We start from the raw sequence: 22815 nt of genomic DNA, 5'->3' as shown, positions 1-22815 counted from the left end.
CGCAGCGTTTGGACCCTTTGCCACAGATGATCTGTTGGCCGGGTCAATTAAATGAAGATCAGGGTTTGATCCACGTCAAGGAGCCTGTGCCAGTCAGACCCTAGAACCGAAGATGCGCAGGACCGACACAACCTAGGAGCGATTCCCGTCATGAGTGCTACGGAAGAGCCGCAGAAGCTCTACGCTGCCCACGAACCTGTGTTCCCGAAGCGGGTTTCGGGACCATTCCGCAATCTCAAATGGATCATCATGATCGTCACCCTGGGGATCTATTATCTGACCCCCTGGATCCGCTGGGATCGTGGCCCCTCGCTGCCGGATCAGGCGGTGCTGATCGATATGGCGAACCGGCGTTTCTTCTTCTTCTGGATCGAGATCTGGCCCCACGAATTCTATTTCGTGGCGGGCCTTCTGATCATGGCGGGGCTTGGCCTGTTTCTCTTCACCTCGGCGCTTGGCCGGGTGTGGTGCGGCTATACCTGCCCGCAGACCGTCTGGACCGATCTGTTTTTCACCGTCGAGCGCTGGATCGAGGGCGACCGCAACGCGCGCCTGCGACTCTGGAAGGCCGAGTGGGATTTCAAGAAGGTCCGGCTGAGGCTCACGAAATATCTCGTCTGGCTGGCCATCGCCGTGGCGACTGGCGGGGCCTGGGTCTTCTATTTCGCCGATGCGCCCACATTGCTGGTCGATCTGGTGACGCTTCAGGCCCATCCCATCGCCTATACGACCATCGCGATCCTGACCGCGACGACCTTTGTCTTCGGCGGGTTCATGCGCGAACAGGTCTGCATCTACATGTGCCCATGGCCCCGCATTCAGGCGGCGATGATGGACGAACACACCATCACCGTGGCCTATCGCGACTGGCGCGGGGAGCCGCGCGGCAAGCATCGCAAGGCCGAAGGCGCGGAGCTGCTTGGCGATTGCATCGACTGCAATGCCTGCGTGAATGTCTGCCCCGTGGGGATCGACATCCGCGACGGCCAGCAGATGGAGTGCATCACCTGCGCGCTGTGCATCGATGCCTGCGACGACATCATGGACAAGATCGGCAAACCCCGCGGGCTGATCGACTACATGGCGCTGACCGACGAGGCCAACGAGCGGGCGGGCAACCAGAAGGTTTCCATCTGGAAGCACATCTTCCGGCCGCGCACGATCCTCTACACCGTGTTGTGGTCGGCGATCGGTGTCGCCTTGGTGGTGATGCTGTTCATCCGCTCCGAAATCGACGTGACGGTCGCACCGGTGCGCAATCCGCAATTCGTGACGATGAGCGACGGGTCGATCCGCAACACCTATGACATCCGCATTCGCAACATGAGCCATGACGACAGCACTTTCGACATCTCGCTCACCTCGGAGGTTCCGCTTGAGGTTGCGCTGGAAGGCACGAATGAACTGACCGTCGATGTGCCCGCCGACACCACGTATCTGCAGCGGGTCTATGTCACCGCGCCGGCCGGGTCGGTGCCGGCCACCAGCGAGCGGTCGGAGTTCCGCTTCTGGGTCGAGGATCTGCGCAGCACGGCGCGGACCCATCAGGACACAATCTTCAACGGAAGGGCAGATCAATGAGCTCCGAAAGACCGGATGGCGGCAAGGAACTGACAGGCCGCCATGTGCTGGCGATTTTCATCGGCGGTTTTGGCCTGATCATCGGGGTCAACCTGTTCATGGCCTATAACGCGATTTCCACTTTTCCCGGGCTGGAAGTATCGTCGAGCTATGCCGATAGCCAGGATTACGACCTGCGCCGCACGGCGCAGGAGGCGCTTGGCTGGAATGCCTCGGTTTCGGTCGAGGGCGATGTGCTGACGCTGAACATGGTCGACAATGACGGAGAGCCCGTATCTCCGGCGGAACTGACCGCGCTTCTGACCCGGCCCACGAACCAGACCGAGGACCAGTTGCTGGAACTCACGCGGGTCAACGGCGCCTTCACCGCGCCGGTTTCGGTCAGCGAGGGGCGCTGGCGCCTGCGGCTGACCGGCACCGCGCGCGACGGCACGGATTACCGCCATAACATCACCTTCACCTTGCAGGAATAGGCGCAGGGATGTCCGCCACCTACGAGCATGCCGGCCCCGCCGCCTGCCCGGCCTGTGCGGGCGCCCCGGCGGCGGAGGCCCTGGCGGACCTGCCCAGGAATGCGCGGCTGATGCTGTCCTTGCCCGGTATCCACTGCGCGGGCTGCATCTCGGGGGTGGAGCGGGCGCTGATGGCGGTGCCGGGCGTTCAGGATGCGCGGGTGAACCTGACCCTCAAACGCGCTGCGGTGGAGGCGGATGCGGCTGTCAGCGCCGCCGATCTGGCCGAGGTGCTGGAACGCGCGGGCTATGAGGCCCATGAGCTGGACCCCGGCGTTCTGGCCACGACCGAAAGCGACAGGCGCGGCCGCGATCTGCTGATGCGGCTGGCGGTCGCGTTTTTCGCGATGATGAATGTCATGCTGTTGTCGGTCGCGGTCTGGTCCGGGGCCGAAGGCTCGACCCGCGACATGATGCACTGGATTTCGGCCGCCATCGCGATTCCGGCGGTGATTTTCTGTGGACGTCCCTTTTACGTGTCGGCCTGGTCGGCGCTTCGGGTGCGGCGGTTGAACATGGATGTGCCGATCACGCTGGCTATTCTGCTGGCCGTGGGCACGTCGCTTTATGAAACGATGCATTCGGGCAAACATGCCTATTTCGATGCCGCGATCGCGCTGTGCTTCTTTCTGCTGGCCGGGCGGTATCTGGATTATCGCACCCGCGCCTCGGCCCGCTCCGCCGCGCAGGAACTGGCCGCGCTTGAGGTGCCCCGCGCGCTCCGCCTGCGCGACGGGCAGGAGGAGACCGTATCGGTGTCCGAGCTTGCGGCGGGCGACATCGTGCGCGTGAAACCGGGCGGGCGCATTCCGGTCGATGGCCGGGTGACCGATGGCGCGTCGGAGATCGACCGTGCACTGATGACGGGGGAAAGCCTGCCGGCCTATGCGGGCCCCGGTTCGGTGGTGAGCGCAGGCGAGGTGAACCTGACCGGCCCGCTGATGGTGGAGGTGACCGCGGCGGGCGAGGATACCGCCCTGCACCGGATCGCCGATCTGGTCGCCGTGGCCGAGGCCGGGCGGAACAACTATACCTCGCTGGCCGATCAGGCGGCCAAGCTTTACGCGCCGGGTGTGCATATCCTGTCCGTGCTGGCCGCGATCGGCTGGTGGATCTACACGCAGGATCTGCGCGTGTCGCTGAACATCGCCGCCGCCGTGCTGATCATCACCTGCCCCTGCGCGCTTGGCCTTGCGGTGCCTGCCGTCACCACGGCGGCTTCGGGCCGGCTGTTCCGCAAGGGCATGCTGATCAAGGACGGAACCGCGATGGAGCGGCTGGCAGAGGTCGACACCGTGGTTTTCGACAAGACCGGCACCCTGACCCTTGGCGCGCCGCAGCCCGTGGGGCTGGACCGGCACCCGGCCGAGGCGATGCAGGTGGCGCTCGGGCTGGCGGAGGCATCGGCCCATCCGCTTGCGGAGGCGTTGAGCAAGGCGCTGCGGGACAGGGGGGTGCGCCCGGCGAAGCTGGACGATCTCCGAGAGGTGCCGGGCTATGGCGTGGAAGCGCGCTGGCATGACCAGCCGGTGCGGCTGGGCCGGGCGGGCTGGGTCGGGGCCGAGCCCCCGGACATCACCGCGACCTTCCTGCAGATCGGTTCGGCCGCCGCGCTGCCGCTGACCTTCACCGACAGCCTGCGCCCCGGCGCGGCCGAGGCGGTTCAGGCCCTGAAGGCGCAGGGCAAGCGCATCGTCCTGATATCGGGGGACACCAAGGGTGCTGTTGCCAGTTTCGCCGCCGAGATCGGCATCGACGAGGTGATTGCCGAGGCGCTGCCTGCCGAGAAGGCCGGGTTCGTCGCCGGGCTTGCCGCGGAAGGCGCGCGGGTTCTGATGGTGGGCGACGGGCTGAACGACACCGCCGCGCTGGCCGCCGCGCATGTCTCGATCTCGCCGGCCTCGGCGCTGGATGCGTCGCGCGCGGCTTCCGACATGGTGTTGCTTGGCCGCGACCTGTCGCCGATCGCGGATGCGGTGCGTATCTCGGTGGTGGCGCGCAAGCGGATTTCCGAAAACTTCACGCTGGCCACCGTCTATAACGTGCTGGCCGTTCCATTCGCCATCGCGGGCCTTGCCACGCCATTGATCGCGGCCCTTGCCATGTCGGCGTCATCGCTTACGGTGTCGTTGAACGCATTGCGCCTGAAATAGGGAATTCCATGGACGTCCTCGGCATCCTCATTCCCGTTTCGCTGTTTCTGGGTGGCGTCGGCCTTGCGGCGTTTTTCTGGATGCTGAAGCGGGGCCAGTTCGACGACCCCGACGGCGATGCGCACCGGATCCTGAGGGATGACTACGACGACGCGCCCAAGGGCTGACGCGCGCGCAGCTGTCTAGGATCGCGACTTGAGCGCGGCGATCAGGCGGGCGGCGCGCCGAAGGACCGTGACCAGGGTTCCAAGGATGACGATCCAGAGCGCCGCTTTTAGGCTGAGGCTGCTGCCGATCGCGGCCAGTTCGATCGCCGCCGCAACGACGCCAAGCGTGACCGCCGCCATGCGATGCGGTTTGGCCATCGGCCCCGAGAAATCCGCAGGCGCCCCTTCGGCGCGGCCAAGCTCCCGCAGATAGGCGGTGAGCACGGCAAGGGTGGCGGCGACAAGGCCGAGGCCAGGGGCGCCTGAGGCCATCCCCAGACCCGCCAGTATCAGGATATCGGCCAACCGATCGGGGGCTTCGTTCCAGAACGGGCCATCGGGCGCGGATTTGCCGCCTTCGACAGCGACCATCCCGTCCAGCAGGTTGCACAGAAGGCGCAGTTGCACCGCAAGGGCTGCCAGAAGCAGCATCGCGATGGCCAGCCCGGTGCCGCCGATCCCGGACAGCCAGAACGCAACTGCGGCCAAGGCGGCAAACCCGATGCTGGCCTGCGAGATCTGGTTGGGGGTGATATCGGTCGCGGCGAGCCGGCGGGCGGCACCTTGAATGATCCGCGCATTGCGGCTGGCGATGGGACGGCGGCTTGTCATGGGCGTCGGCTCCAGAGCCTGTAGGTGTAAAGCGTTGCGTAGAGCGTGGCGACGGTGGTGGGCACGGCCAGCGTTGCCAGCACCTCCGGCGTGCCGGCGGCGGTATGGATCGCGCCAAGCAGCGTGAGCGAGAGCGCGAAGGCCGCGACAGGCGGCAGGATCAGGCCAGCGAGCCCCGGCAGCCGCCGGCACAGCATTTCGAGCATGCGTTTCATGACCAGCGTGATGGCGGCGGTGAGGCACCCCTGAAGAAGGCCGGCGATCAGCGGGGCGGGCATCGGATGGGCGACATTGGCATAGGCCGCCCAGGCCCCCATCAGGCCGAAACCCACACCCATATGGACAAGGGAGTTGTCCGCAAGCGCCATCAGACCGACGACCAGTAATAGCGCACGAGATGAAAGAAGATCGGCGCCGAGAAGACGACGCTGTCCAGCCGGTCTATGAACCCGCCATGGCCCGCGATCAGGTGGCCCCAGTCCTTGACGCCCCGGTCACGTTTGATCGCCGACATGACCAGCCCGCCGAAGAACCCGCAAAGGGTGATGGCAAGCGACATGGCCGCCGCCTGCCAGACGGTGAAGGGCGTGATCCACCACAGGGCCGTTCCGACCAGCGTGGCCGAGGCGACACCGCCCAACAGCCCTTCCCATGTCTTGGAGGGGGAGAGTGCGGGCGCGACCTTGTGCTTCCCGATCAGCTTGCCCCAGGTGTATTGCAACACGTCGCTGAGTTGCACGACCACGATCAGGAAGGCGATCAGCAGGATGTTCCGGCCCTCGTAGCCCTCGATCTGCAGGGTCAGGAGGGCGGGCACATGGCTGGCGCAGAAGACGCAGATCATCAGCGCCCACTGGGTTTCGGAGATGCGGATGAAGACGTTGCGCGTATCCCCCTGCAGGACCGTGATGATCGGCAGCAGCAAGAAGACATAGACCGGGATGAAGATGGAATAGAGCCCGTACCAGTCGATCCATATCAGATAGTATTGCACCGGGAGCACGACGAAGAAGGCGACCGCGATGGGCCAGTGATCGGCCGCGGATTTGGTGGTGAGCGTCATGAACTCGCGCAGGGCCGCGAAGGAGCAGAAGGCGAAGAGAATGATCACGCCGGTGCGCCCGGCCAGAAAGGCGATGGCCAGAAGCGCGGTCATGCCCCACCACGCCATGATCCGGGCATTCAGGTTTTCGATCGTCGGGTTCGAGCCGTCCGGCGCGATGCGGTGTTTCAGAACGGCGCCGATGGTTGTGGCCAGCACCAGAATGCCGCCGATGCCCAGAAGCAGGAACAGGAAATCGCCGTTTGCGCCGGTCATTGCGGATCCTCCGCCGGTCGGGGGGCAAGGGCCAGGACGGCCTCCTGCGCCCGGGTCAGGAACGCCTCGCGCGGTTCATCCGGTTCCGCCCGGATGGGCGCCCCGAAGGTGACGGTGCACAGCAACGGGATCGGGATGATCTTGCCCTTGGGCATGACGCTGTTGAGGTTTTCGATCCAGACCGGAACCAGATCGACCTGCGGCCGGGCGGTGGAGATGTTGTAGAGGCCGCTCTTGAAGGGCAGTAGGGGCGCATCCGTGGCGTTGCGCTGACCCTCGGGGAAGATGATGAGCGAGGCGCCGTCATCCACCGCCTCCAGAATGAGAGCCATCGGGTCATGGTTCCGCGCCTCCGGGCGACGGTCGATCAGGACGGTGTTCAGCACGTCCTGCCCGATGAACCTGCGCAGCGGCGATTGCAGCCAGTAATCGGCGGCGGCCACCGGGCGGGTGCGGGCCCGTATCGCGGGGGGCAGAACCGTCCAGATCAGGATCGTGTCACCATTGGATGCGTGGTTGGCGAAATAGATGCGTTGGCGCGGCACCGGCTCGATACCGTCCCAGATGGCGCGGACGGCGGTGATGAACCGGGCGAAGAGGATGATGGCTGCGCCCGTCAACCGGGCAAGGACTGAAATCATTGGGTCGTCAATCTGCTGTAATGTCGGGAGCTTAGACTAATCCCGCGCCCGGGAAAGGGAGGTTTGCCTTACCCCTGGCCGGGTGCGGGGGATGGCGGCCTGACGGGTCCATATTGACCATTAACACCTTATTAACTAATTAATTGCACATGAAAATAATTTCGATATCCGCGATGAGCCTCTCCGTTCTGGCCATCGTCGCGCTGGCCGCGCCCGGGCCTGCCCGTGCGCAGGCCTGCCATCCGAGCTATCAGGGCGCCTGCCTGCCGGTGAACGGGCCGGATGTGGATTGCGCAGGCGGCGGTGGAAATGGTCCGCTCTATGTGTCGGGCCCGATCCGCGTTGTCGGCCCGGACCCCTATCGGCTTGACCGGGACGGGGATGGCGTGGCCTGCGAGCGCTAGAGGGCCCGCTCCGTCTGCGCGATGAACCTGACCTCGACCACGGCGCCCGGACGGCGCAGACCTGCGACCTCCACCGCGGTCCAGGCCGGGTACGGTTCGGACAGAACCTCCCGGCGCAGGGTATCGAACGCCTCGAAATGATCGCGCAGGCCGATGTGATAGCTGGTCATCTCCACCAGGGCATCGAGCGTGAGACCGGCCGCATCCAGAACCCCGGCGGCCTTTTCGAAGACGGCGCGGAACTGGGCCACCGGATCGGCGGACATCGCGCCATCGGGGCCGCTGCCGGTGATGCCGGTCAGAAACAGATGGGTGCCGGAACAGATGGCGGGCGACATGCCGGCCGCGCGTGCGGCCTCCGCGACCCCCTCGGGGAAAATCGCGCGGCGGCGGGGCGCATCGCTCATGCCGGAACGCGCAAAACCCGCGGCACCTTGAACTCCACGTTTTCGACGGCGGTTTCCACCATCTCGACCGTCACGGAATACTTTGCCCGGAACGCGTCGATCACCTCGTTGATCAGAACCTCGGGCGCGGATGCCCCCGCGGTGACGCCGATGGAGGAAATCCCATCGAGCGCGCGCCAGTCGATATCGTCGGCGCGCTGGACCAGCTGGGCATAGCCGCAGCCCGCGCGTGCGCCCACCTCGACCAGCCGTTTCGAGTTGGACGAATTCGGCGCGCCCACGACCAGCATCGCATCGGCGAGGGGCGCCATTGCCTTCACCGCCTCCTGACGATTGGTGGTGGCATAGCAGATGTCTTCCTTGTGCGGCCCCACGATCGCCGGGAACCGGGCCTGAAGCGCGCGGACGATATCGGCGGTGTCATCGACGGACAGCGTCGTCTGCGTGACAAAGGCAAGGCGTTCGGGGTCACGGACCCGGACAGAGGCCACATCCTCGACCGTCTCCACCAGAAGAACCTCGCCCTCGGGAAGCTGGCCCATCGTGCCCACGGTTTCGGGATGTCCCGCATGGCCGATCATGATCATCTGCAAGCCGTTCTCATGGTGGCGCGCGGCTTCGATATGGACCTTGGAGACGAGCGGGCAGGTGGCGTCCACGAACAGCATCTCGCGCCGCGCGGCCTCGGCAGGCACGGCCTTGGGAACGCCATGGGCGGAGAAGATGACGGGCCGGTCATCCGGGCATTCGTCAAGCTCTTCGACGAAGACCGCCCCTTTGGCGCGCAGGTCATCGACGACATATTTGTTGTGCACGATCTCATGGCGGACGTAGACCGGCGGGCCCCATTTCTGCAGCGCCATCTCGACGATCTTGATGGCGCGGTCGACGCCGGCGCAAAAACCGCGCGGGGCGGCGAGATAAAGGGTGAGGGGCGGCTTGGTCATCGGCATCTCCGGCATGGGCCCAAAGGTAGGACCGGGGACCGGTGGCGTCTAGGGGCGGATCGGCAGAACCGGACTTGTCATTGCGATTTCAGCCTGTAGAGAGCAGGTTTGACGCGCGCGTGCCCCCGAAAGCCATGAGATGAGCTTTCAGATCATCGCGTGTCGAGGCATGCACGGCCGATTGCCCCGGCCGCGCCATGCGGGTACGGAAGACGATTTCGAGACGACGCTTCGAGACAGGCAGGAGAGACGACCAGATGCTGATGCCCCGCCAGAAAACACCCGACCTGATCGTGCCGCTTCTGGGGGGTGGCCAGTTCGATCTGGCCGATCAGGCCAGCCCGCGCGGAACCGTTGTCTGTTTCTACCGCGGGCTCCACTGCCCGCTTTGCGCCACCTATCTGGCCGAGTTCGAGAAGCTGGTGGACGATTTCGCCGAGCGCGGCGTTGCAAGCATCGCCATCAGTTCGGACGGGCTGGAGCGCACACGCGGCATGGCCGAGAAGATCGGCGCCGAAAAACTGCGGTTCGGTTATGACCTGAGCCTGGGCAAGGCGCGGGAATGGGGGCTTTATATCTCCACCTCGCGCGGCAAGACCTCGATCGGGATCGAGGAACCGGCCCTGTTCGCGGAGCCGGGGCTGTTTCTGGTCAACCAGGACCAGACGCTTTACTTCATGAGCGTGCAGACCATGCCCTTCGTCCGGCCCCATTTCCGCGAGCTGCTGAGCGCGGTCGACTTCGCGATAGAGAAAAGCTACCCGGCGCGCGGAGAGTATCAGGGCCCCGTCTGAGCCTCACGGTTTCGTCAATTGACCTTCCCGCGCGGGAAGGATGCAGGGCTGCATCCGGCCCGATTTGCAGGATATGGAGAAAGCGTGATGAAGCGAGTGATTGTCGGTGCGGTGCTGCTGTCGATCCCCCTTGTGGCATGGCTGGTGCTGGCCGAACCTACCACGGAAACGGGCCCCGGATTGCTGGAGTGGCAGAATGCCGAGGTGGTCGACCGGGGTGCCGTGCTTTACGCCGAGAGCTGCGCGGTCTGCCATGGTGCCGCGCTTGAGGGCGAGCGGGACTGGCAGATCCGCGGTGAGGATGGCCTGATGCCTGCCCCGCCCCATGACCAGACCGGGCATACCTGGCATCATCCGGACGAGATGTTGTTTGCGATCACCAAATACGGCTCCGCCGCGGTGATCGGGAATGGATATCAAAGCAACATGATCGGTTTCGGCGACGTGATGACCGACGAGGAGATCCTGGCCGTGCTGGCCTATATCAAGAGCACCTGGCCCGAGAATGTCATCGAGATCCACAATGAGGTGAACGCGAACGCGGCCCGATAGCGCCGGTGTACCCTTTCACCCGGCCCGTGAGGGCGGGCGCTTCGGTGCGTATGGTCACACGGGGCAGAGATGCCCTGGTGAGCCTGTGCCCTTGGGGCCCGAAAGCGGGGTGTTCCGACCGCGATGCCGCTGGGGGCACCCCGCCGCAGGCTCAGGTTTCGAGTGTCTCGACCTCGGGCTCGTCTATCTCGCGGGGTTCGCGCGGGGGGCGGCCGATGACCTCTTTCAGCTCGTCCAGCTCGATGAAATTATCGGCCTGACGGCGCAGATCGTCCGCGATCATGGGGGGCTGGCTGCGAATCGTCGAAACGACGGAAACGCGCACACCCTTGCGCTGGAGGGCGGCGACCAGCGGGCGGAAATCGCCGTCGCCGGAAAACAGCACGATATGGTCGACGTGAGGCGCGATTTCCATCGCATCCACCGTCAGCTCGATATCCATATTGCCCTTGACCTTGCGGCGCCCCTGACTGTCGGTGAACTCCTTGGCCGGTTTGGTGACCATGGTGAAGCCGTTGTAATGGAGCCAGTCGACGAGCGGCCGGATCGGCGAATAATCGTCGTTTTCCAGCAAGGCGGTGTAGTAGAACGCGCGTAGAAGCTTGCCACGCTGCATGAATTCCTGGCGCAGAAGCTTGTAGTCGATGTCAAACGCCAGCGCCTTGGCGGCCGCGTAGAGGTTCGATCCATCGATGAACAGCGCAAGCCGTTCGTCTCTGTAAAACATTGGGGTGGTCCCGTGAGTAGCTATGGCGCCAGCCGCATGGAATGATAATGGAGTGAAGCAATATCAACAGCCAGCAATGAAAAGGAAAATAGTTGAACTGCCGGCAACCGCAAGGACCGATCCGTCATAACTCTGTTACGCGCGCGCTGATTGCCGTTGGGTCAAATGTTTCACATGAAGGAAACGCCCCGATTTCCGTGGTTTGTGCGGCGATGTCCGAATTGGTCGATGGAGAAAATGCCGCGGCAGTTTTCAGCCGACTTTATCGGACGCCTGCGTTTCCTCCGGGCGCGGGGCCGGATTTCATCAACGCCGCTCTGGCGATCGACTGGCCGGGCGATGCACTGGCGCTTCTGGCGCGCCTGCATGAGATCGAGCGGGGCTTTGGCCGCACCCGCCGGACGCGATGGGAGGCCCGGGTGCTGGATCTTGATCTGATCGCGCTGGGCGAGAGCGTATGGCCCGACCCGGAGACGCAAACCGCGTGGCGGACCCTGCCTGCCGATGTCGCCGCGCAGAGGGCGCCCGAGACGCTGGTCTTGCCGCATCCACGCTTGGCCGAACGGATTTTCGTTCTGGCCCCGCTTGCCGATATCGCGCCGGAGTGGCGGCATCCGGTGACCGGACGGACGGTGCGCGAGATGTTGAATGCGCTGCCGCAGGCCGATCACGATGCGATTGAGGTGGTCGAACCGCCCGCTGGGGCCTTGCCTTTCCCGCCCTTGAGCTATAAGTGACGGGTTTCTGACCCCTCCCGAAACAGGATGCTGGAGTTTCTTGAATGGCCCGCGTGACGGTTGAAGACTGCGTTGACAAGGTTCCGAACCGGTTCGAGCTGGTGATGCTGGCGGCCCACCGGGCGCGCGAGATCGCAGCCGGCAGCCCCCTGAGTATCGATCGGGACAATGACAAGAACCCCGTCGTTTCGCTGCGCGAGATCGCCGAAGAGACCCAACGCGCCGATGATCTGCGCGAGCGTCTGATCGAAAGTCACCAGACCCAGATCGAGGTGGACGAGCCCGAAGAGGATGCCATGGCGCTGTTGCAGGGTGTCGAGCAGGACAAACCTGCGCAGGACGACATGACCGAAGAACAGATGTTGCGCGCCCTGATGGAAGCGCAAGGCCAGAAATAAGCGGCGTCCGGGCGCGGATGGAGGATCGATGATCGAGGCCTCTGACCTGCTGAGCCTGGTCAAGAACTACAATCCGAAATGCAACGAGGCGCTGCTGGTCGGCGCCTATGACTATGCGCGCGCCATGCATGAGGGGCAGACGCGTCATTCCGGCGAACCCTATTTCACCCACCCCGTGGCGGTGGCGGCGATCCTGACCGAACAGCGGCTTGACGACGCGACGATCGCGACGGCGTTGCTGCATGACACGATCGAGGACACCAAGGGCACCTATTCCGAGATCGCCAGGCGCTTCGGCACGGATGTCGCCGAACTGGTCGATGGCGTCACCAAGCTGACCAATCTGGAACTGTCGAACCGGGAAAGCAAACAGGCGGAGAATTTCCGCAAGCTTTTCATGGCGATGTCCAAGGATATGCGCGTGATCCTCGTCAAGCTGGCGGACCGGCTCCACAACATGCGGACGATCCGGCACATGGCCTATGAGAAACAGGCGCAGAAGGCCCGCGAGACGATGGACATCTTCGCGCCGCTTGCGGGCCGCATGGGCATGCACTGGATGCGGGAGGAACTGGAGGATCTGTCCTTTCGTGTACTGAACCCCGAGGCGCGCAATTCCATCATCCGCCGGTTCCTGACCCTGCAGAAGGCCAGCGGCGACGTGATCCCGAAAATCACCGACGATATCGAGGCGGTGATGGAAAAGCACGGGGTCAGCGGCGAGGTTTTCGGCCGGGCCAAGAAACCGTTCTCGATCTGGCGCAAGATGCAGGAAAAGGAGCTGGCGTTCTCGCGCCTGTCCGACATCTACGGGTTCCGCGTGATCACCGGGTCGGAGGATGACTGCTACCGCGTTCTGGGTGCGATCCATCAGCGCTGGCGTTCGGTGCCGGGGCGGTTCAAGGACTATATCAGCCAGCCGAAATCCAACGGCTACCGCTCGATCCACACAACCGTCAGCGGGCGGGATGGCAAACGGGTCGAGGTGCAGATCAGAACCCGGCAGATGCACGAGGTCGCCGAAAGCGGCGTGGCCGCCCACTGGTCCTATCGTGACGGGGTGCGGGCGGAAAACCCGTTTGCCGTGGACCCCGCGAAATGGCTGGCCAACCTGACCGAACGGTTCGAGATGGCGGAGGATCACGACGAGTTCCTCGAACATGTGAAGCTGGAAATGTATTCCGATCAGGTGTTTTGTTTCACACCCAAGGGCGATGTGGTGAAACTGCCGAAAGGGGCGACGCCGCTTGATTTCGCCTATTCGATCCACACGCGGATCGGGCATTCCTGTGTCGGGGCCAAGGTCGACGGGCTGCGCGTACCGCTATGGACGCGTCTGAAAAACGGCCAGTCGGTCGAGATCATGACCGCCGAGGGGCAGACGCCGCAGGCGACCTGGATCGATATCGCCGTGACCGGCCGGGCCAAGGCGGCGATCCGCCGCTCGCTGCGCGAGGAGGACCGGGGGCGCTACATCAAGCTGGGCCACGAACTGGCGCGGGTGGCGTTCGAGCATGTGGACAAGAAGGCGTCCGACAAGGCGCTTGCCACCGCGGCCCGCACCCTCGGGCTGGACAGTGGCGACGAGCTGCTGGCGCGGATCGGCAGCGCCGAGCTGTCCGCGCGCGACGTGGTCGCGGCGCTTTACCCCGAACTGGTCGCCCGCAGCGACGAGGGGGAGGTGGAGGCCCGGCGCGCCGTGATCGGCCTGCCCCCGGGCGCGGTCACCCATCGTGCGCAATGCTGTCAGGCGGTTCCGGGGGAACGGATCGTCGGCATCACCTATCCCGGGCGCGGGCCCGTGGTGCATGCCATCGACTGCCCCGCGCTGGCCGAACTGGACGACCAGCCCGACCGCTGGATCGACCTGCACTGGACCGAAGGGCGGCACGCGGCGGTTCATAATGTCACCATAGATGTGACATTAAGCAATGATAACGGTGTTCTGGGACGGATATGCACATTGATCGGGGAACAGAACGCCAATATCTCGGACCTGCATTTCATCGACCGGAAGCCGGATTTTTACCGGCTGTTGATCGATCTGGATGTAAGAGATGCCGAGCATCTTCATGCGGTGATGATGGCGGTTGAGGCCGATAGCGACGTGGCCACGATGGAGCGGTACCGCGCCCTTGAGCGCCGCCCCTGACCCGGCCCGAACGGGAGGAGGAGATCGAAGCTTGGTTTTCAAGCGACGCGATAATCGCCCCTGGGGGCAGGTCGTGGCCGAGTGGATTTATCCACGCGGCGGCTGGACCCGTGCGTTCCACTACATAAAGCACCGGCTGCGGCGCCTGCCGGGCACGCCGGAATCCATCGCGCGGGGCATTTTCGCGGGCGCCTTCACCGTGTTCACGCCATTTTACGGGCTGCATTTCATCGTGGCGGCGATCATCGCAAAGCTGATGCGCGGCAATATCCTTGCAGCCCTTCTGGCGACCTTTCTGGGCAATCCGCTGACCTATATCCCGATCGGGCTGATCTCGCTCCAGACCGGACATTTCCTTCTCGGCACGCAGATGCGCGGCAATATGGAGGGGAACCTCTTCTCCAAGTTCTATCGCGCCGCGGGGGATCTGTGGAACAATTTCGTGGCGATGTTCACCGACGACGTGGCCCATTGGGACCAGCTTGCCGCCTTCTATCGCGACGTGTTTTTCCCCTATCTGGTGGGCGGTGTGATCCCCGGGCTGATCGCCGGCACGGTCTGCTATTACCTGAGCGTCCCGGTCATCCGCGCCTATCAGAAACGCCGGGCCAACAAGCTCCGGGCGAAAATGAAAAAGCTGCGCGAACAGTCTGGCGTCTGACCGCCAAAACACTAGGGTTGGCCCGAGGAAGGACCGGCTATGGCAGAGCGACTCAGACTTGGTGTGAACATCGACCACGTGGCGACCTTGCGAAACGCGCGCGGGGGCGCCTTGCCCGACCCGGTGCGTGCGGCGATGGCCGCCCAGGGCGCGGGCGCCGACGGGATCACCGCGCATCTGCGCGAAGACCGTCGGCATATCCGCGACGACGATATCGCGGCGATCCTGAAGGCGATCGAGATCCCGCTCAATTTCGAAATGGCCGCGACCGACGAGATGCAGGAGATTGCCCTGATGCACAGGCCGCACGCGGTCTGCCTTGTTCCCGAACGCCGCGAAGAACGCACGACCGAAGGCGGGCTTGAGGTTGCGGCCGATCAGAACCGGCTGGCCAGTTTCATCGGCCCGCTGGCGGATGCCGGATGCCGGGTGTCGCTGTTCATCGCGCCCGACCCGGCGCAGATCGAGGCCGCGCATCGGATCGGCGCGCCGGTGATCGAGCTCCATACGGGCGCCTATTGCGATCTTGATGCGGAAGGCGCTTACGAGGCGCGGGACGCCGAGTTCAACCGGCTTGCCGATGGCGCCAGGCAGGCGGCCGATCTGGGCCTGGAAGTGCATATGGGCCACGGGCTCAGCTACACCAATGTCATGCCCATTGCCGCACTGCCCGAGGTCAGGGAGCTGAATATCGGCCATTTCCTGATCGGGGAGGCGGTGTTCGTGGGGCTGCCGGCCGCGCTGGCGGAAATGCGGCGGCTGATGGACGAGGCCCGGGAAGGATGACCGGGCCTGTCACGACCCCTCTGGCTGCGGGCCTGCCGAACGCGAGGATCGGCCGGGCGGCGGCGCTGCTGACGAGGACAGGCCCATGAGTCTCGAAGCGTTGGTGCCGATCCTTCTGATCGCGCTGGTGGCGTCCGGCAGTCCGGGCCCTGCGACGCTGGCGATTGCCGGCACGTCGATGGGGGCGGGGCGCCGGCACGGGCTGGCGCTGGCGGCGGGCGTCGTTCTGGGCAGTTGGACATGGTCGCTTGCCGCCGCTCTGGGACTGGGCGCGGTGATGGCCGCCCATGGCTGGATTTTCGAGATCATGCGGTATGTGGCGGCGGGCTATCTGTTCTGGCTGGGCTTGAAGGCCGCGCGGCGGGCCTGGGCCGGATCGAAGGCCAGGCCGATCGCGCAGGCCGCCTGCACCAGCCTGCGCGGCGCATTCGCCAAAGGGCTGGCCCTGCATCTGACGAACCCCAAGGCGATCCTGTTCTTCGGCTCGCTTTATTCCATCGCCTTGCCCGCAAATGCCCCGTGGCGCGATTTCGCGATCATCGGCGGCTCGGTCGCTGTCCTGAGCCTGCTGGTCTTTCTGGGATACGCGCTGCTCTTCTCCCGCCCGCCGATCGTTCGCGCCTATACCCGGCTGGGCCGCTGGTTCGATGCGGCCTTCGCGCTGCTGTTCGGCGCAGCCGCCCTGCGTATTCTGACGGCGCGGATCTCGTGAGCGATCCCGCGATCCTCGCGGCGCTGACCTCCGTCGCCACATTCATCGTCGCTGCGGGGTCGCCCGGTCCGGCCACGCTGGCCGTTGCCGCCACCTCCATGGCAAGGGGCCGCGCGGGCGGCATTGCCCTGGGCCTTGGGCTGGCGCTTGGCCTCGCGATCTGGGGCCTTGTTGCCGCGCTTGGCTTTGCCACGCTGGTGGCGAGAAATGTGCAGGCGCTGACGGTGCTGAAGCTTCTGGGCGCGGCCTATCTTTTCTACCTCGCGTGGAAATCCGGCCAGTCCGCCCTGCGCAGGGAGACAGAAGACGCCGTTCGGGTGGCTACCGATCTCTCCCGCGGGCAGCTTTTTCGACGCGGCCTGACGCTCAATCTTGCCAACCCCAAGGCGGTTCTTGCCTGGGTCGCGGCGCTGGCGCTTGGCGGCGGCGGGGAGCAGACCGTGTCCGTCCTCGTGGTCGCACTCTGCGCGGCGCTTGGGTTTGCGCTCTATCTTGGCTATGCGACGATCTTTTCGGTCGCGCCGGTCATGGCCGCCTATGCCCGCCTCCGCCGCGGGTTCGAGGCCGCGTTCGCGGTGTTCTTCGCGGTGGCCGGTCTGCGGCTTGTGTTCTGGCGGGCCGCGGAATGATCCTCGGGATCGGCACCGATCTGGCCAATATCGAGCGCATTCAGGGCACGCTGGATCGCTTCGGCGACCGCTTCCGCAACCGTGTCTTTACCGAGATCGAACAGAAACGCGCCGAGCGGATGACGGACCCCGCCGCCGTCTATGCCAAGCGCTGGGCCGCCAAGGAGGCGTGTTCCAAGGCGCTGGGCACGGGTCTGCGGATGGGGATCGCCTGGAAGGACATGGCCGTCAGCAACCTGCCGACGGGCCAGCCGGTGATGCATGTGACAGGCTGGGCCGCCGAACGGCTGGACCGGATGACGCCCGAGGGTTACGACGCGGTGATCCATGTGACGCTGACCGACGATCACCCCTGGGCGCAGGCCTTCGTGGTGATCGAGGCGCTGCCCGAGCGGGAGATGTCGGCGCGCCCGCCGATGCCCACCCGGCCGCGCCGGCTTGCTTGACACCGGGCGGGGCAGCGATCATGACACGCGGAACAAATTGGCCCTAGGCGAGGCAGGATGAATGGCGGCAGAGGCAAAGACGGACACCATCTGGGAAACGGTGAAAACCGTGGTCTACGCCCTTCTGATCGCGGGTGTTTTCCGCACCCTGTTCTTTCAGCCGTTCTGGATTCCGTCGGGCAGCATGAAAGACACGCTGCTGATCGGCGATTTCCTGTTCGTGAACAAGATGGCCTATGGCTATTCGCAGTATTCCTGCCCGTTTTCGCTTTGCCCGATCGAGGGCCGGATTTTCGGCTCGGAGCCTGAGCGCGGCGATGTGGTCGTGTTCCGCCACCCGGTCAATGGCAGCGATTTCATCAAGCGCGTGATCGGCCTGCCCGGCGATACGGTGCAGATGCGCAATGGTGTTCTGTTCGTGAACGGGGAGCCGTCGCGGCTGGAGCCGGAAGAGCCGTTCCGCGAGATCTTCGGGCTGCAAGGGCCGGTCGGGCACACGCCGCGTTGTTCCAATGCCCCCGTGGGCGTAGGCGGCGATTGCCTGAAAGAGCGGTTTACCGAGACCCTGCCGGGCGGCGTTTCCCATTCGGTTCTGAACATCGAGGACGGAACCTTTGGGGATGACACCCCGGTCTTCACCGTGCCCGAAGGCCATTTCTTCACCATGGGCGACAACCGCGACAACAGTCAGGACAGCCGCTACCCGCAATCGATCGGGGGTGTCGGCATGGTGCCGATGGAAAACCTGATCGGTCGGGCGGATCGGGTCATCTTCTCCTCCGCCGGTCGCCGAATGGTGTATTTCTGGACATGGCGCGGCGATCGTTTCTTTCAGGCGATCGAGTGAAGCTGTCGAAGGATCTCAGCGCGTTTTGCGCCCGTCTGGGGCACGAGTTTGACGACCCCGCGCTGTTGATCCGCGCGCTGACACATTCCTCGCTGTCGTCGGAAACCCGGCCCGACAATCAGCGGCTGGAATTTCTCGGAGACCGGGTGCTGGGGCTGGTGATGGCCGAGGCCGTTCTGGCACAGGACCCGCACGCGCCGGAGGGGACGCTGGCGCCCCGGTTCAATGCGCTCGTCCGCAAGGAGACCTGCGCCGATGTGGCCCGCGCGATCGATCTGGGCGCGGTGCTGAAGCTGGGAAAATCCGAGATGATGACCGGCGGGCGGCGCAAGAACGCGCTGCTTGGCGACGCGATGGAGGCGGTGATCGCGGCGGTCTATGAAGATGCCGGGTTCGATGCGGCGCGAAAGCTGGTGTTGCGGTTATGGGCCGACAGGATCGCGACGGTGGACACCGACGCGCGGGATGCCAAGACGGCCTTGCAGGAATGGGCGCAGGCCCGGGGGCAGATGCCGCCCGATTATGTCGAGATCGCGCGCAGCGGCCCCGACCATGCGCCGGTTTTCGTGATCGAGGTGCGGCTGGCAAATGGTGAAAGCGCACGGGCCGAGGCGCGCGCGAAACGCGCCGCCGAACAGGCCGCCGCGCGGGCACTTCTGGAGCGGATCGATGGACCGTGACCGAAGGCCGACGCGATGGGCCGCTTGCTTCAAATGAGGATCGTCAGATGACCAAACGCGCCGGATTCGTCGCCCTGATCGGAGAGCCCAATGCGGGCAAGTCCACGCTGCTGAACCGCATGGTCGGGGCCAAGGTCTCGATCGTGACGCATAAGGTGCAGACAACGCGCGCGCGCATCCGCGGTGTCGCGATGGCGGGCGACAGCCAGATCGTTTTCGTCGATACGCCGGGTCTTTTCCGCCCGCGCCGCCGGCTGGACCGCGCGATGGTGGCCGCCGCATGGTCGGGCGCGGCGGATGCCGATGTGGTGGTTCTGCTGATCGAGGCGCATCGCGGCCTGACCGAAGGTGTTCAGGCGATCCTGGACGGGCTGGCGGAGCGCGCGGAGGGGCGCCGGGTGGCCCTTGCGATCAACAAGATCGACCGGGTCAAGGCCGAGGTTCTGCTGGCCCTGACCGAAAAGATGAATGCGGCCTTTCCATTCGAGAAGACCTTCCTGATCTCGGCGGAGAAGGGCCATGGCGTGGACGATCTGAAAGCATGGCTGGCCGGGGCCATGCCCGAAGGCTCGTGGCTTTACCCCGAAGACCAGATCGCCGATCTGCCGATGCGGATGATCGCGGCGGAGATGACGCGGGAAAAGCTGACCCTGCGCCTGCATCAGGAGCTGCCCTATCAGCTGACCGTCGAGACCGAGGCGTGGGAAGAGCGCAAGGACGGGTCGGCGAAGATCGACCAGATCGTCTATGTCATGCGCGACGGGCACAAGGGCATCGTTCTGGGCAACAAGGGCGAGACGATCAAGGCCGTCTCCACCGCGGCGCGGGAGGAACTGGAGGCGTTTCTGGGGCGCCGGGTGCATCTGTTCCTGCAGGTCAAGGTGCGGCCCGGATGGCTGGAAGAGGCGGAGCGGTATTCCGAGATGGGGCTGGATTTCAAGGACGGGGCATGACCCCGCGCCTGACCGCGGAGTTCTGGGTGCATGCCTATCTGGCGCGGCTGCGGCTGGCCGATATTCCGGCCTTCGTGACCGCCAGGGGGGATGCCACGGCGGGAACGGTTCTAATCAAGGTGAACACGCTGGACGGGCAGGCGAAAGCGTTTCAGCGGTCCTTCGATCTGATGACCGGAGAGCGGGCCTGGATCGTTCTGGCGGAAGGCGCGGATGCAGAGGTCGAGGCCGCGCTTGCGCGTCAGCGGGGCTATGATCCGGATCTCTGGGTAATCGAGGTCGAGGACCGGGCGGGGCGGCATCTGCTGGACGAACCCGGCCTGACCTAGCGCCGGGCGATCCGGGCCAGCCCGTGCAGCAGCGCGCCCAGAACAAGCAGGACCATGGCGATATAGACGAGGTTCTGCGCGACCTGCGGCCAGCCGATCAGCGAAGGGTCGAGAAACGGGTAGGGGTAGCGCCCTTCGGCAAGGCCGCGCAGCACGGCGTATCCGGTGTAAAGCGCGGGCCAGAGCAGCGGCAGCCAGAGGCGGCGCAGGGCCGGCGGGCCCCAGGGCGCAAAGAAAAGCCACCACAGAAACGCACCGGCCGGGACCGCGCTGTGCAGCCCGTGATCAGCGATCAGCCCGATCCCGTCTGGCGACCAGAGATCGCTGAGAAGAAGGTGATAGACACCGCCCACAAGGATCAGCGACACAACGAGGCTTTGCAGCCAGCCCGGGTGCCGGGAATGCGGGCCGCAGGCAAGTGCCGCGAAGGTTGCGGCGGCCAGAAGGTTTGTGAGTGTCGTGAAGTAGAGGGCCATGAGCCACAGCGTCTCCGCCCAGCCAAGGGCGAACCGGTCCCGAAGGTAGATTGTCTGCAGCACCAGCGCCCCAAGGGCCATCAGCGCAAGGACGGCGGCCGTCGACCGGGCAGGCACGGATGTGGGATCAGCCATGGGGCAAGTCTGCCATGATTGCCCGGCAATGGACAACGGGCCCGCGGCATGGAAAATGGCCGGTATGGAATGGCGCGACGAGGGCGTTTTGCTGGCGGTCCGACCGCATGGGGAACATGCCGCGATCATCGAGGTCTTCACCGCCGCCCAGGGGCGGCATGCCGGCGTGGTGCGTGGCGGCACGTCGCGGAAAATGACGCCCGTGCTCCAGCCCGGCGCGCAACTGGACGTGACATGGCGCGCACGATTGCAGGATCATCTGGGGGCCTTCACCGTGGAGCCCTTGCGTGGCCGCGCGGCGGGGCGCTGTCTGACCGGCTGGCCTTGGCCGGGCTTGCGTCGGTCTGTGCGCTCTTGTCCTTTACCCTGCCGGAACGGGAGCCTCACCCCGCGCTTTATGCGCGCTCGGTCGCCCTGTTGGACGGTTTGGGTGCGGAAAACTGGGCGCGGGCCTATCTGGATTGGGAAATAGGGCTGCTGGAGGAAATGGGGTTCGCGCTGGATCTGAGATCTTGCGCGGTGACCGGTTCCTATGAAGATCTGGCCTATGTGTCCCCGCGCACCGGGCGGGCGGTCAGCCGCGAGGCGGCGGGGGAGTGGGCGGAGCGGTTGCTGCCCCTGCCGGTCTGTCTTTTGGGGCAGGGCCCCGCCGAGCCGGGGGATATTGCCGATGGCCTGCACCTCAGCGGCTATTTTCTGGCCCATCATCTGGCCCCGTCGCTGGGGGAAAAGCCGCTGCCCGCCGCGCGGCAACGTCTGATCGACCTGATTGCGCGTCAGTCGGCGGAGTGACGGGTGACGGCATGGCCCCGGTCGCAGCAAGATGGATGCGGCGTGGCGACGGTGCCCCCGCATGGGCGCGGAATTATCCCGCATTATCGATTTTGGGATAATTGGCCGTCAGGTGAACTCCCTCTCCGGTCTCGCGATGACCCAGGCTTTCAGAAGCGGATCGGTCAATTGCCAGCGGCCATCCCAATTGTCGATCAGATGACGCTGCGCCAGCGCTTTCTGGGCCTTTTGCCGTTGCGAGGCGGTCAGGCTTTCTCCGGTCAGATTCTGCAGGAAGTCATGGCCGGTCTGGCCCGTCGGTTGGGCGATCTCCTCGGCCAACAGCCGCAGCATCGCGCGCTGTGCCGGGGCAAGCTCCAGCCACATCCGGTCATAGCCGCCGGTTTCCGCCATTTGCTGCGCGACCTGACGGCGGGCGGCCGCATCGTCGAAGCCGTTGAGCGGCAGTGCATTCAGCCAGATCTGAAACATCAGCGGATTACGGTCGAAATCGTGAAAGACGGCCAACGCGGTGTCGGTCGCGACGGTTCCGCGATAGGTGTCGTGGAACGCGCGCAACTGCTGGGTGACGAAGTCATCGGGCAGCGGCGGCAGGGTGATCTCGGTCGCGAAGTTGAAAAACGGCGCATCGCGCTGCGAAAAGACCCGCTTCAATCCGCTCTGCGACGAGCCGGTGAACACCACGGACAGGCCGGTTTTGCGCTTGTCGAGCGCAGTGCGGAGCGCGGCCATGATCGCGGTGGCCTCCGGCGCATAAAGGATCTCCTGAAACTCATCGAACAACAGGATCGCCGGGCGCGTCTCATTGGCGAGTTTCTCGCAGTACTGGTCCAGAAGCAGGAGATGATCTTCGGGCGCCTTGCCCTTCAGATCCGACAGGTCGATCTCGATCTCCCCCCGCCTTGTCGGATCCCGGAGGCGCAGCTTGGGCGACAGCGCCAGTGTGCCGCGCGCCAGACGTTTGGCGATGGGCTCCGCCCGAAGTGCCTGATCCAGCTCATAAAGCAGGATCGCAAGCGGTGACGTGGGCATTTGCCAGAAGGACGCATAGGCGACCTGATGGCCATACATTTCGGCCCTCGGGGCAAGATCGTATTGCAGGAACTGGGTCTTGCCGATGCGGCGCGGCCCGAACAGGGAAATCGCCTGAACCGGGCCGCTCACCAGCATGGTGAACACGGTATCGAGGAAATCGGTGCGGGTATAATGCCAGTGGGCTTTGGTCATT

Annotated in this window: 28 protein-coding genes and 1 pseudogene; 20 read left to right on the top strand and 9 right to left on the bottom strand. The window is 64.9% G+C overall.

The window, feature by feature from the left end:
• Positions 1-150 precede the first annotated feature (150 nt).
• Genes ccoG through ccoS form a run of 4 tightly spaced genes read left to right on the top strand, consistent with a single transcriptional unit; the run spans position 151 to position 4413 of the window.
• Positions 151-1581 carry a cytochrome c oxidase accessory protein CcoG gene (gene ccoG, locus ACQ651_RS13550; protein ID WP_227286819.1) on the top strand — a complete coding sequence of 477 codons (1431 nt, stop codon included), beginning with the start codon at positions 151-153 and terminating at the stop codon, positions 1579-1581.
• Positions 1578-2054: a FixH family protein gene (locus tag ACQ651_RS13545; protein WP_227286818.1), complete on the top strand. Its 477-nt coding sequence runs from the start codon at positions 1578-1580 to the stop codon at positions 2052-2054. The genes ccoG and ACQ651_RS13545 overlap by 4 nt, the downstream gene beginning before the upstream one ends.
• A gap of 8 nt (positions 2055-2062) precedes the next feature.
• The gene (locus ACQ651_RS13540) at positions 2063-4246 is read left to right on the top strand and encodes a heavy metal translocating P-type ATPase (RefSeq protein ID WP_227286817.1); all 2184 of its coding nucleotides are present in this window, start codon (positions 2063-2065) and stop codon (positions 4244-4246) included.
• Between the two features lie 8 nt (positions 4247-4254).
• The gene (gene ccoS / locus ACQ651_RS13535; protein WP_135375452.1) at positions 4255-4413 is read left to right on the top strand and encodes a cbb3-type cytochrome oxidase assembly protein CcoS; all 159 of its coding nucleotides are present in this window, start codon (positions 4255-4257) and stop codon (positions 4411-4413) included.
• Positions 4414-4428: 15 nt separating this feature from the next.
• Here ccoS and ACQ651_RS13530 read toward each other — a convergent pair whose 3' ends face one another.
• Genes ACQ651_RS13530 through ACQ651_RS13515 form a run of 4 tightly spaced genes read right to left on the bottom strand, consistent with a single transcriptional unit; the run spans position 4429 to position 7023 of the window.
• Complete coding sequence (locus ACQ651_RS13530; RefSeq protein WP_430449540.1) at positions 4429-5064, bottom strand: CDP-alcohol phosphatidyltransferase family protein; 636 nt, start codon at positions 5062-5064, stop codon at positions 4429-4431.
• Entirely contained in the window at positions 5061-5432 is a 372-nt protein-coding gene (locus tag ACQ651_RS13525; protein ID WP_430449539.1) for a hypothetical protein, read from the bottom strand. Before ACQ651_RS13525 ends, ACQ651_RS13530 begins: the two co-directional genes overlap by 4 nt.
• On the bottom strand, positions 5432-6382 hold the full coding sequence (locus ACQ651_RS13520; RefSeq protein WP_227286814.1) for a phosphatidate cytidylyltransferase: 951 nt from the start codon (positions 6380-6382) through the stop codon (positions 5432-5434). The genes ACQ651_RS13525 and ACQ651_RS13520 overlap by 1 nt, the downstream gene beginning before the upstream one ends.
• Positions 6379-7023, bottom strand: coding sequence for a lysophospholipid acyltransferase family protein (locus tag ACQ651_RS13515; protein WP_430449538.1), 645 nt, complete (start codon positions 7021-7023; stop codon positions 6379-6381). The genes ACQ651_RS13520 and ACQ651_RS13515 overlap by 4 nt, the downstream gene beginning before the upstream one ends.
• Before the next feature lie 173 nt (positions 7024-7196).
• Here ACQ651_RS13515 and ACQ651_RS13510 point away from each other — a divergent pair, with 173 nt between their 5' ends.
• Positions 7197-7427 (top strand): excalibur calcium-binding domain-containing protein, encoded by a 231-nt coding sequence (locus tag ACQ651_RS13510; protein ID WP_227286812.1) that lies wholly within the window; start codon positions 7197-7199, stop codon positions 7425-7427.
• Here the strand turns inward: ACQ651_RS13510 and ACQ651_RS13505 are convergent.
• Both ACQ651_RS13505 and ispH read right to left on the bottom strand, forming a co-directional pair.
• A complete protein-coding gene (locus ACQ651_RS13505) occupies positions 7424-7834 on the bottom strand; it encodes a RidA family protein (protein ID WP_430449537.1) in 411 nt (136 codons plus the stop codon). The genes ACQ651_RS13510 and ACQ651_RS13505 overlap by 4 nt on opposite strands.
• Entirely contained in the window at positions 7831-8781 is a 951-nt protein-coding gene (ispH, locus tag ACQ651_RS13500; protein WP_227286810.1) for a 4-hydroxy-3-methylbut-2-enyl diphosphate reductase, read from the bottom strand. Before ispH ends, ACQ651_RS13505 begins: the two co-directional genes overlap by 4 nt.
• Before the next feature lie 257 nt (positions 8782-9038).
• Between ispH and ACQ651_RS13495 the strand changes: the two genes are divergently transcribed.
• Together ACQ651_RS13495 and ACQ651_RS13490 are read left to right on the top strand one after the other, a co-directional pair.
• Positions 9039-9575 carry a peroxiredoxin-like family protein gene (locus tag ACQ651_RS13495; RefSeq protein WP_227286809.1) on the top strand — a complete coding sequence of 179 codons (537 nt, stop codon included), beginning with the start codon at positions 9039-9041 and terminating at the stop codon, positions 9573-9575.
• 87 nt (positions 9576-9662) lie between these two features.
• The gene (locus ACQ651_RS13490) at positions 9663-10127 is read left to right on the top strand and encodes a c-type cytochrome (RefSeq protein ID WP_430449536.1); all 465 of its coding nucleotides are present in this window, start codon (positions 9663-9665) and stop codon (positions 10125-10127) included.
• Positions 10128-10278: 151 nt separating this feature from the next.
• Here the strand turns inward: ACQ651_RS13490 and ACQ651_RS13485 are convergent, their stop codons facing one another.
• Positions 10279-10854, bottom strand: a complete 576-nt coding sequence (locus ACQ651_RS13485; protein WP_227286807.1) for an NYN domain-containing protein — start codon at positions 10852-10854, stop codon at positions 10279-10281.
• 92 nt (positions 10855-10946) lie between these two features.
• On the opposite strand from ACQ651_RS13485, the gene folK reads away from it, so the two are divergent.
• The 12 genes from folK (at position 10947) to ACQ651_RS13425 (ending at position 20184) form a co-directional block, all read left to right on the top strand.
• A complete protein-coding gene (gene folK, locus ACQ651_RS13480) occupies positions 10947-11591 on the top strand; it encodes a 2-amino-4-hydroxy-6-hydroxymethyldihydropteridine diphosphokinase (RefSeq protein WP_430449535.1) in 645 nt (214 codons plus the stop codon).
• A 44-nt stretch (positions 11592-11635) separates the two neighbouring features.
• On the top strand, positions 11636-11989 hold the full coding sequence (rpoZ, locus tag ACQ651_RS13475; RefSeq protein ID WP_227286805.1) for a DNA-directed RNA polymerase subunit omega: 354 nt from the start codon (positions 11636-11638) through the stop codon (positions 11987-11989).
• 28 nt (positions 11990-12017) lie between these two features.
• A complete protein-coding gene (locus ACQ651_RS13470) occupies positions 12018-14141 on the top strand; it encodes a RelA/SpoT family protein (protein WP_227286804.1) in 2124 nt (707 codons plus the stop codon).
• Between the two features lie 31 nt (positions 14142-14172).
• Positions 14173-14802: a DUF2062 domain-containing protein gene (locus ACQ651_RS13465; RefSeq protein ID WP_227286803.1), complete on the top strand. Its 630-nt coding sequence runs from the start codon at positions 14173-14175 to the stop codon at positions 14800-14802.
• Positions 14803-14841: 39 nt separating this feature from the next.
• Positions 14842-15588, top strand: coding sequence for a pyridoxine 5'-phosphate synthase (locus ACQ651_RS13460; RefSeq protein ID WP_227286802.1), 747 nt, complete (start codon positions 14842-14844; stop codon positions 15586-15588).
• A gap of 85 nt (positions 15589-15673) precedes the next feature.
• Positions 15674-16300: a LysE family translocator gene (locus tag ACQ651_RS13455; RefSeq protein WP_430449534.1), complete on the top strand. Its 627-nt coding sequence runs from the start codon at positions 15674-15676 to the stop codon at positions 16298-16300.
• Positions 16297-16929, top strand: coding sequence for a LysE family translocator (locus ACQ651_RS13450; RefSeq protein ID WP_430449533.1), 633 nt, complete (start codon positions 16297-16299; stop codon positions 16927-16929). Before ACQ651_RS13455 ends, ACQ651_RS13450 begins: the two co-directional genes overlap by 4 nt.
• Complete coding sequence (gene acpS / locus ACQ651_RS13445) at positions 16926-17375, top strand: holo-ACP synthase (protein ID WP_121899474.1); 450 nt, start codon at positions 16926-16928, stop codon at positions 17373-17375. The genes ACQ651_RS13450 and acpS overlap by 4 nt, the downstream gene beginning before the upstream one ends.
• Before the next feature lie 61 nt (positions 17376-17436).
• The gene (gene lepB, locus ACQ651_RS13440; RefSeq protein ID WP_227286799.1) at positions 17437-18222 is read left to right on the top strand and encodes a signal peptidase I; all 786 of its coding nucleotides are present in this window, start codon (positions 17437-17439) and stop codon (positions 18220-18222) included.
• Positions 18219-18902, top strand: a complete 684-nt coding sequence (gene rnc / locus ACQ651_RS13435) for a ribonuclease III (protein WP_375551513.1) — start codon at positions 18219-18221, stop codon at positions 18900-18902. Before lepB ends, rnc begins: the two co-directional genes overlap by 4 nt.
• Positions 18903-18949: 47 nt before the next feature.
• A complete protein-coding gene (era, locus tag ACQ651_RS13430; protein WP_430449532.1) occupies positions 18950-19855 on the top strand; it encodes a GTPase Era in 906 nt (301 codons plus the stop codon).
• The gene (locus tag ACQ651_RS13425; RefSeq protein ID WP_121899470.1) at positions 19852-20184 is read left to right on the top strand and encodes a DUF1491 family protein; all 333 of its coding nucleotides are present in this window, start codon (positions 19852-19854) and stop codon (positions 20182-20184) included. The genes era and ACQ651_RS13425 overlap by 4 nt, the downstream gene beginning before the upstream one ends.
• Here ACQ651_RS13425 and ACQ651_RS13420 read toward each other — a convergent pair.
• Positions 20181-20795, bottom strand: a complete 615-nt coding sequence (locus tag ACQ651_RS13420) for a Pr6Pr family membrane protein (protein WP_227286796.1) — start codon at positions 20793-20795, stop codon at positions 20181-20183. The genes ACQ651_RS13425 and ACQ651_RS13420 overlap by 4 nt on opposite strands.
• 64 nt (positions 20796-20859) lie before the next feature.
• Here ACQ651_RS13420 and recO point away from each other — a divergent pair.
• Positions 20860-21587, top strand: a pseudogene (recO, locus tag ACQ651_RS13415) (DNA repair protein RecO).
• Between the two features lie 108 nt (positions 21588-21695).
• On the opposite strand, the gene ACQ651_RS13410 reads toward recO, so the two are convergent.
• Complete coding sequence (locus tag ACQ651_RS13410) at positions 21696-22814, bottom strand: hypothetical protein (RefSeq protein ID WP_430449531.1); 1119 nt, start codon at positions 22812-22814, stop codon at positions 21696-21698.
• Between the last annotated feature and the right edge of the window lies 1 nt (position 22815).

The sequence above is a fragment of the Rhodophyticola sp. genome (assembly GCF_965284195.1).
Taxonomy (GTDB): Bacteria; Pseudomonadota; Alphaproteobacteria; order Rhodobacterales; family Rhodobacteraceae; genus Rhodophyticola.
This window is presented reverse-complemented; position numbering and strand designations above follow the sequence as displayed.

Coding starts and splice junctions, on each gene's coding strand:
- ACQ651_RS13495 (WP_227286809.1), top strand. CDS start 9,039: ATGCTGATGCCCCGCCAGAAAACACCCGACCTGATCGTGCCGCTTCTG.
- ACQ651_RS13470 (WP_227286804.1), top strand. CDS start 12,018: ATGATCGAGGCCTCTGACCTGCTGAGCCTGGTCAAGAACTACAATCCG.
- lepB (WP_227286799.1), top strand. CDS start 17,437: ATGGCGGCAGAGGCAAAGACGGACACCATCTGGGAAACGGTGAAAACC.
- ACQ651_RS13490 (WP_430449536.1), top strand. CDS start 9,663: ATGAAGCGAGTGATTGTCGGTGCGGTGCTGCTGTCGATCCCCCTTGTG.
- ACQ651_RS13425 (WP_121899470.1), top strand. CDS start 19,852: ATGACCCCGCGCCTGACCGCGGAGTTCTGGGTGCATGCCTATCTGGCG.
- ACQ651_RS13455 (WP_430449534.1), top strand. CDS start 15,674: ATGAGTCTCGAAGCGTTGGTGCCGATCCTTCTGATCGCGCTGGTGGCG.
- ACQ651_RS13540 (WP_227286817.1), top strand. CDS start 2,063: ATGTCCGCCACCTACGAGCATGCCGGCCCCGCCGCCTGCCCGGCCTGT.
- ACQ651_RS13410 (WP_430449531.1), bottom strand. CDS start 22,814: ATGACCAAAGCCCACTGGCATTATACCCGCACCGATTTCCTCGATACC.
- era (WP_430449532.1), top strand. CDS start 18,950: ATGACCAAACGCGCCGGATTCGTCGCCCTGATCGGAGAGCCCAATGCG.
- ACQ651_RS13515 (WP_430449538.1), bottom strand. CDS start 7,023: ATGATTTCAGTCCTTGCCCGGTTGACGGGCGCAGCCATCATCCTCTTC.
- ACQ651_RS13485 (WP_227286807.1), bottom strand. CDS start 10,854: ATGTTTTACAGAGACGAACGGCTTGCGCTGTTCATCGATGGATCGAAC.
- ACQ651_RS13520 (WP_227286814.1), bottom strand. CDS start 6,382: ATGACCGGCGCAAACGGCGATTTCCTGTTCCTGCTTCTGGGCATCGGC.
- acpS (WP_121899474.1), top strand. CDS start 16,926: ATGATCCTCGGGATCGGCACCGATCTGGCCAATATCGAGCGCATTCAG.
- ACQ651_RS13510 (WP_227286812.1), top strand. CDS start 7,197: ATGAGCCTCTCCGTTCTGGCCATCGTCGCGCTGGCCGCGCCCGGGCCT.
- ccoG (WP_227286819.1), top strand. CDS start 151: ATGAGTGCTACGGAAGAGCCGCAGAAGCTCTACGCTGCCCACGAACCT.
- ACQ651_RS13525 (WP_430449539.1), bottom strand. CDS start 5,432: ATGGCGCTTGCGGACAACTCCCTTGTCCATATGGGTGTGGGTTTCGGC.
- ACQ651_RS13460 (WP_227286802.1), top strand. CDS start 14,842: ATGGCAGAGCGACTCAGACTTGGTGTGAACATCGACCACGTGGCGACC.
- ccoS (WP_135375452.1), top strand. CDS start 4,255: ATGGACGTCCTCGGCATCCTCATTCCCGTTTCGCTGTTTCTGGGTGGC.
- ACQ651_RS13530 (WP_430449540.1), bottom strand. CDS start 5,064: ATGACAAGCCGCCGTCCCATCGCCAGCCGCAATGCGCGGATCATTCAA.
- rpoZ (WP_227286805.1), top strand. CDS start 11,636: ATGGCCCGCGTGACGGTTGAAGACTGCGTTGACAAGGTTCCGAACCGG.
- ACQ651_RS13545 (WP_227286818.1), top strand. CDS start 1,578: ATGAGCTCCGAAAGACCGGATGGCGGCAAGGAACTGACAGGCCGCCAT.
- ACQ651_RS13505 (WP_430449537.1), bottom strand. CDS start 7,834: ATGAGCGATGCGCCCCGCCGCCGCGCGATTTTCCCCGAGGGGGTCGCG.
- ACQ651_RS13420 (WP_227286796.1), bottom strand. CDS start 20,795: ATGGCTGATCCCACATCCGTGCCTGCCCGGTCGACGGCCGCCGTCCTT.
- ispH (WP_227286810.1), bottom strand. CDS start 8,781: ATGACCAAGCCGCCCCTCACCCTTTATCTCGCCGCCCCGCGCGGTTTT.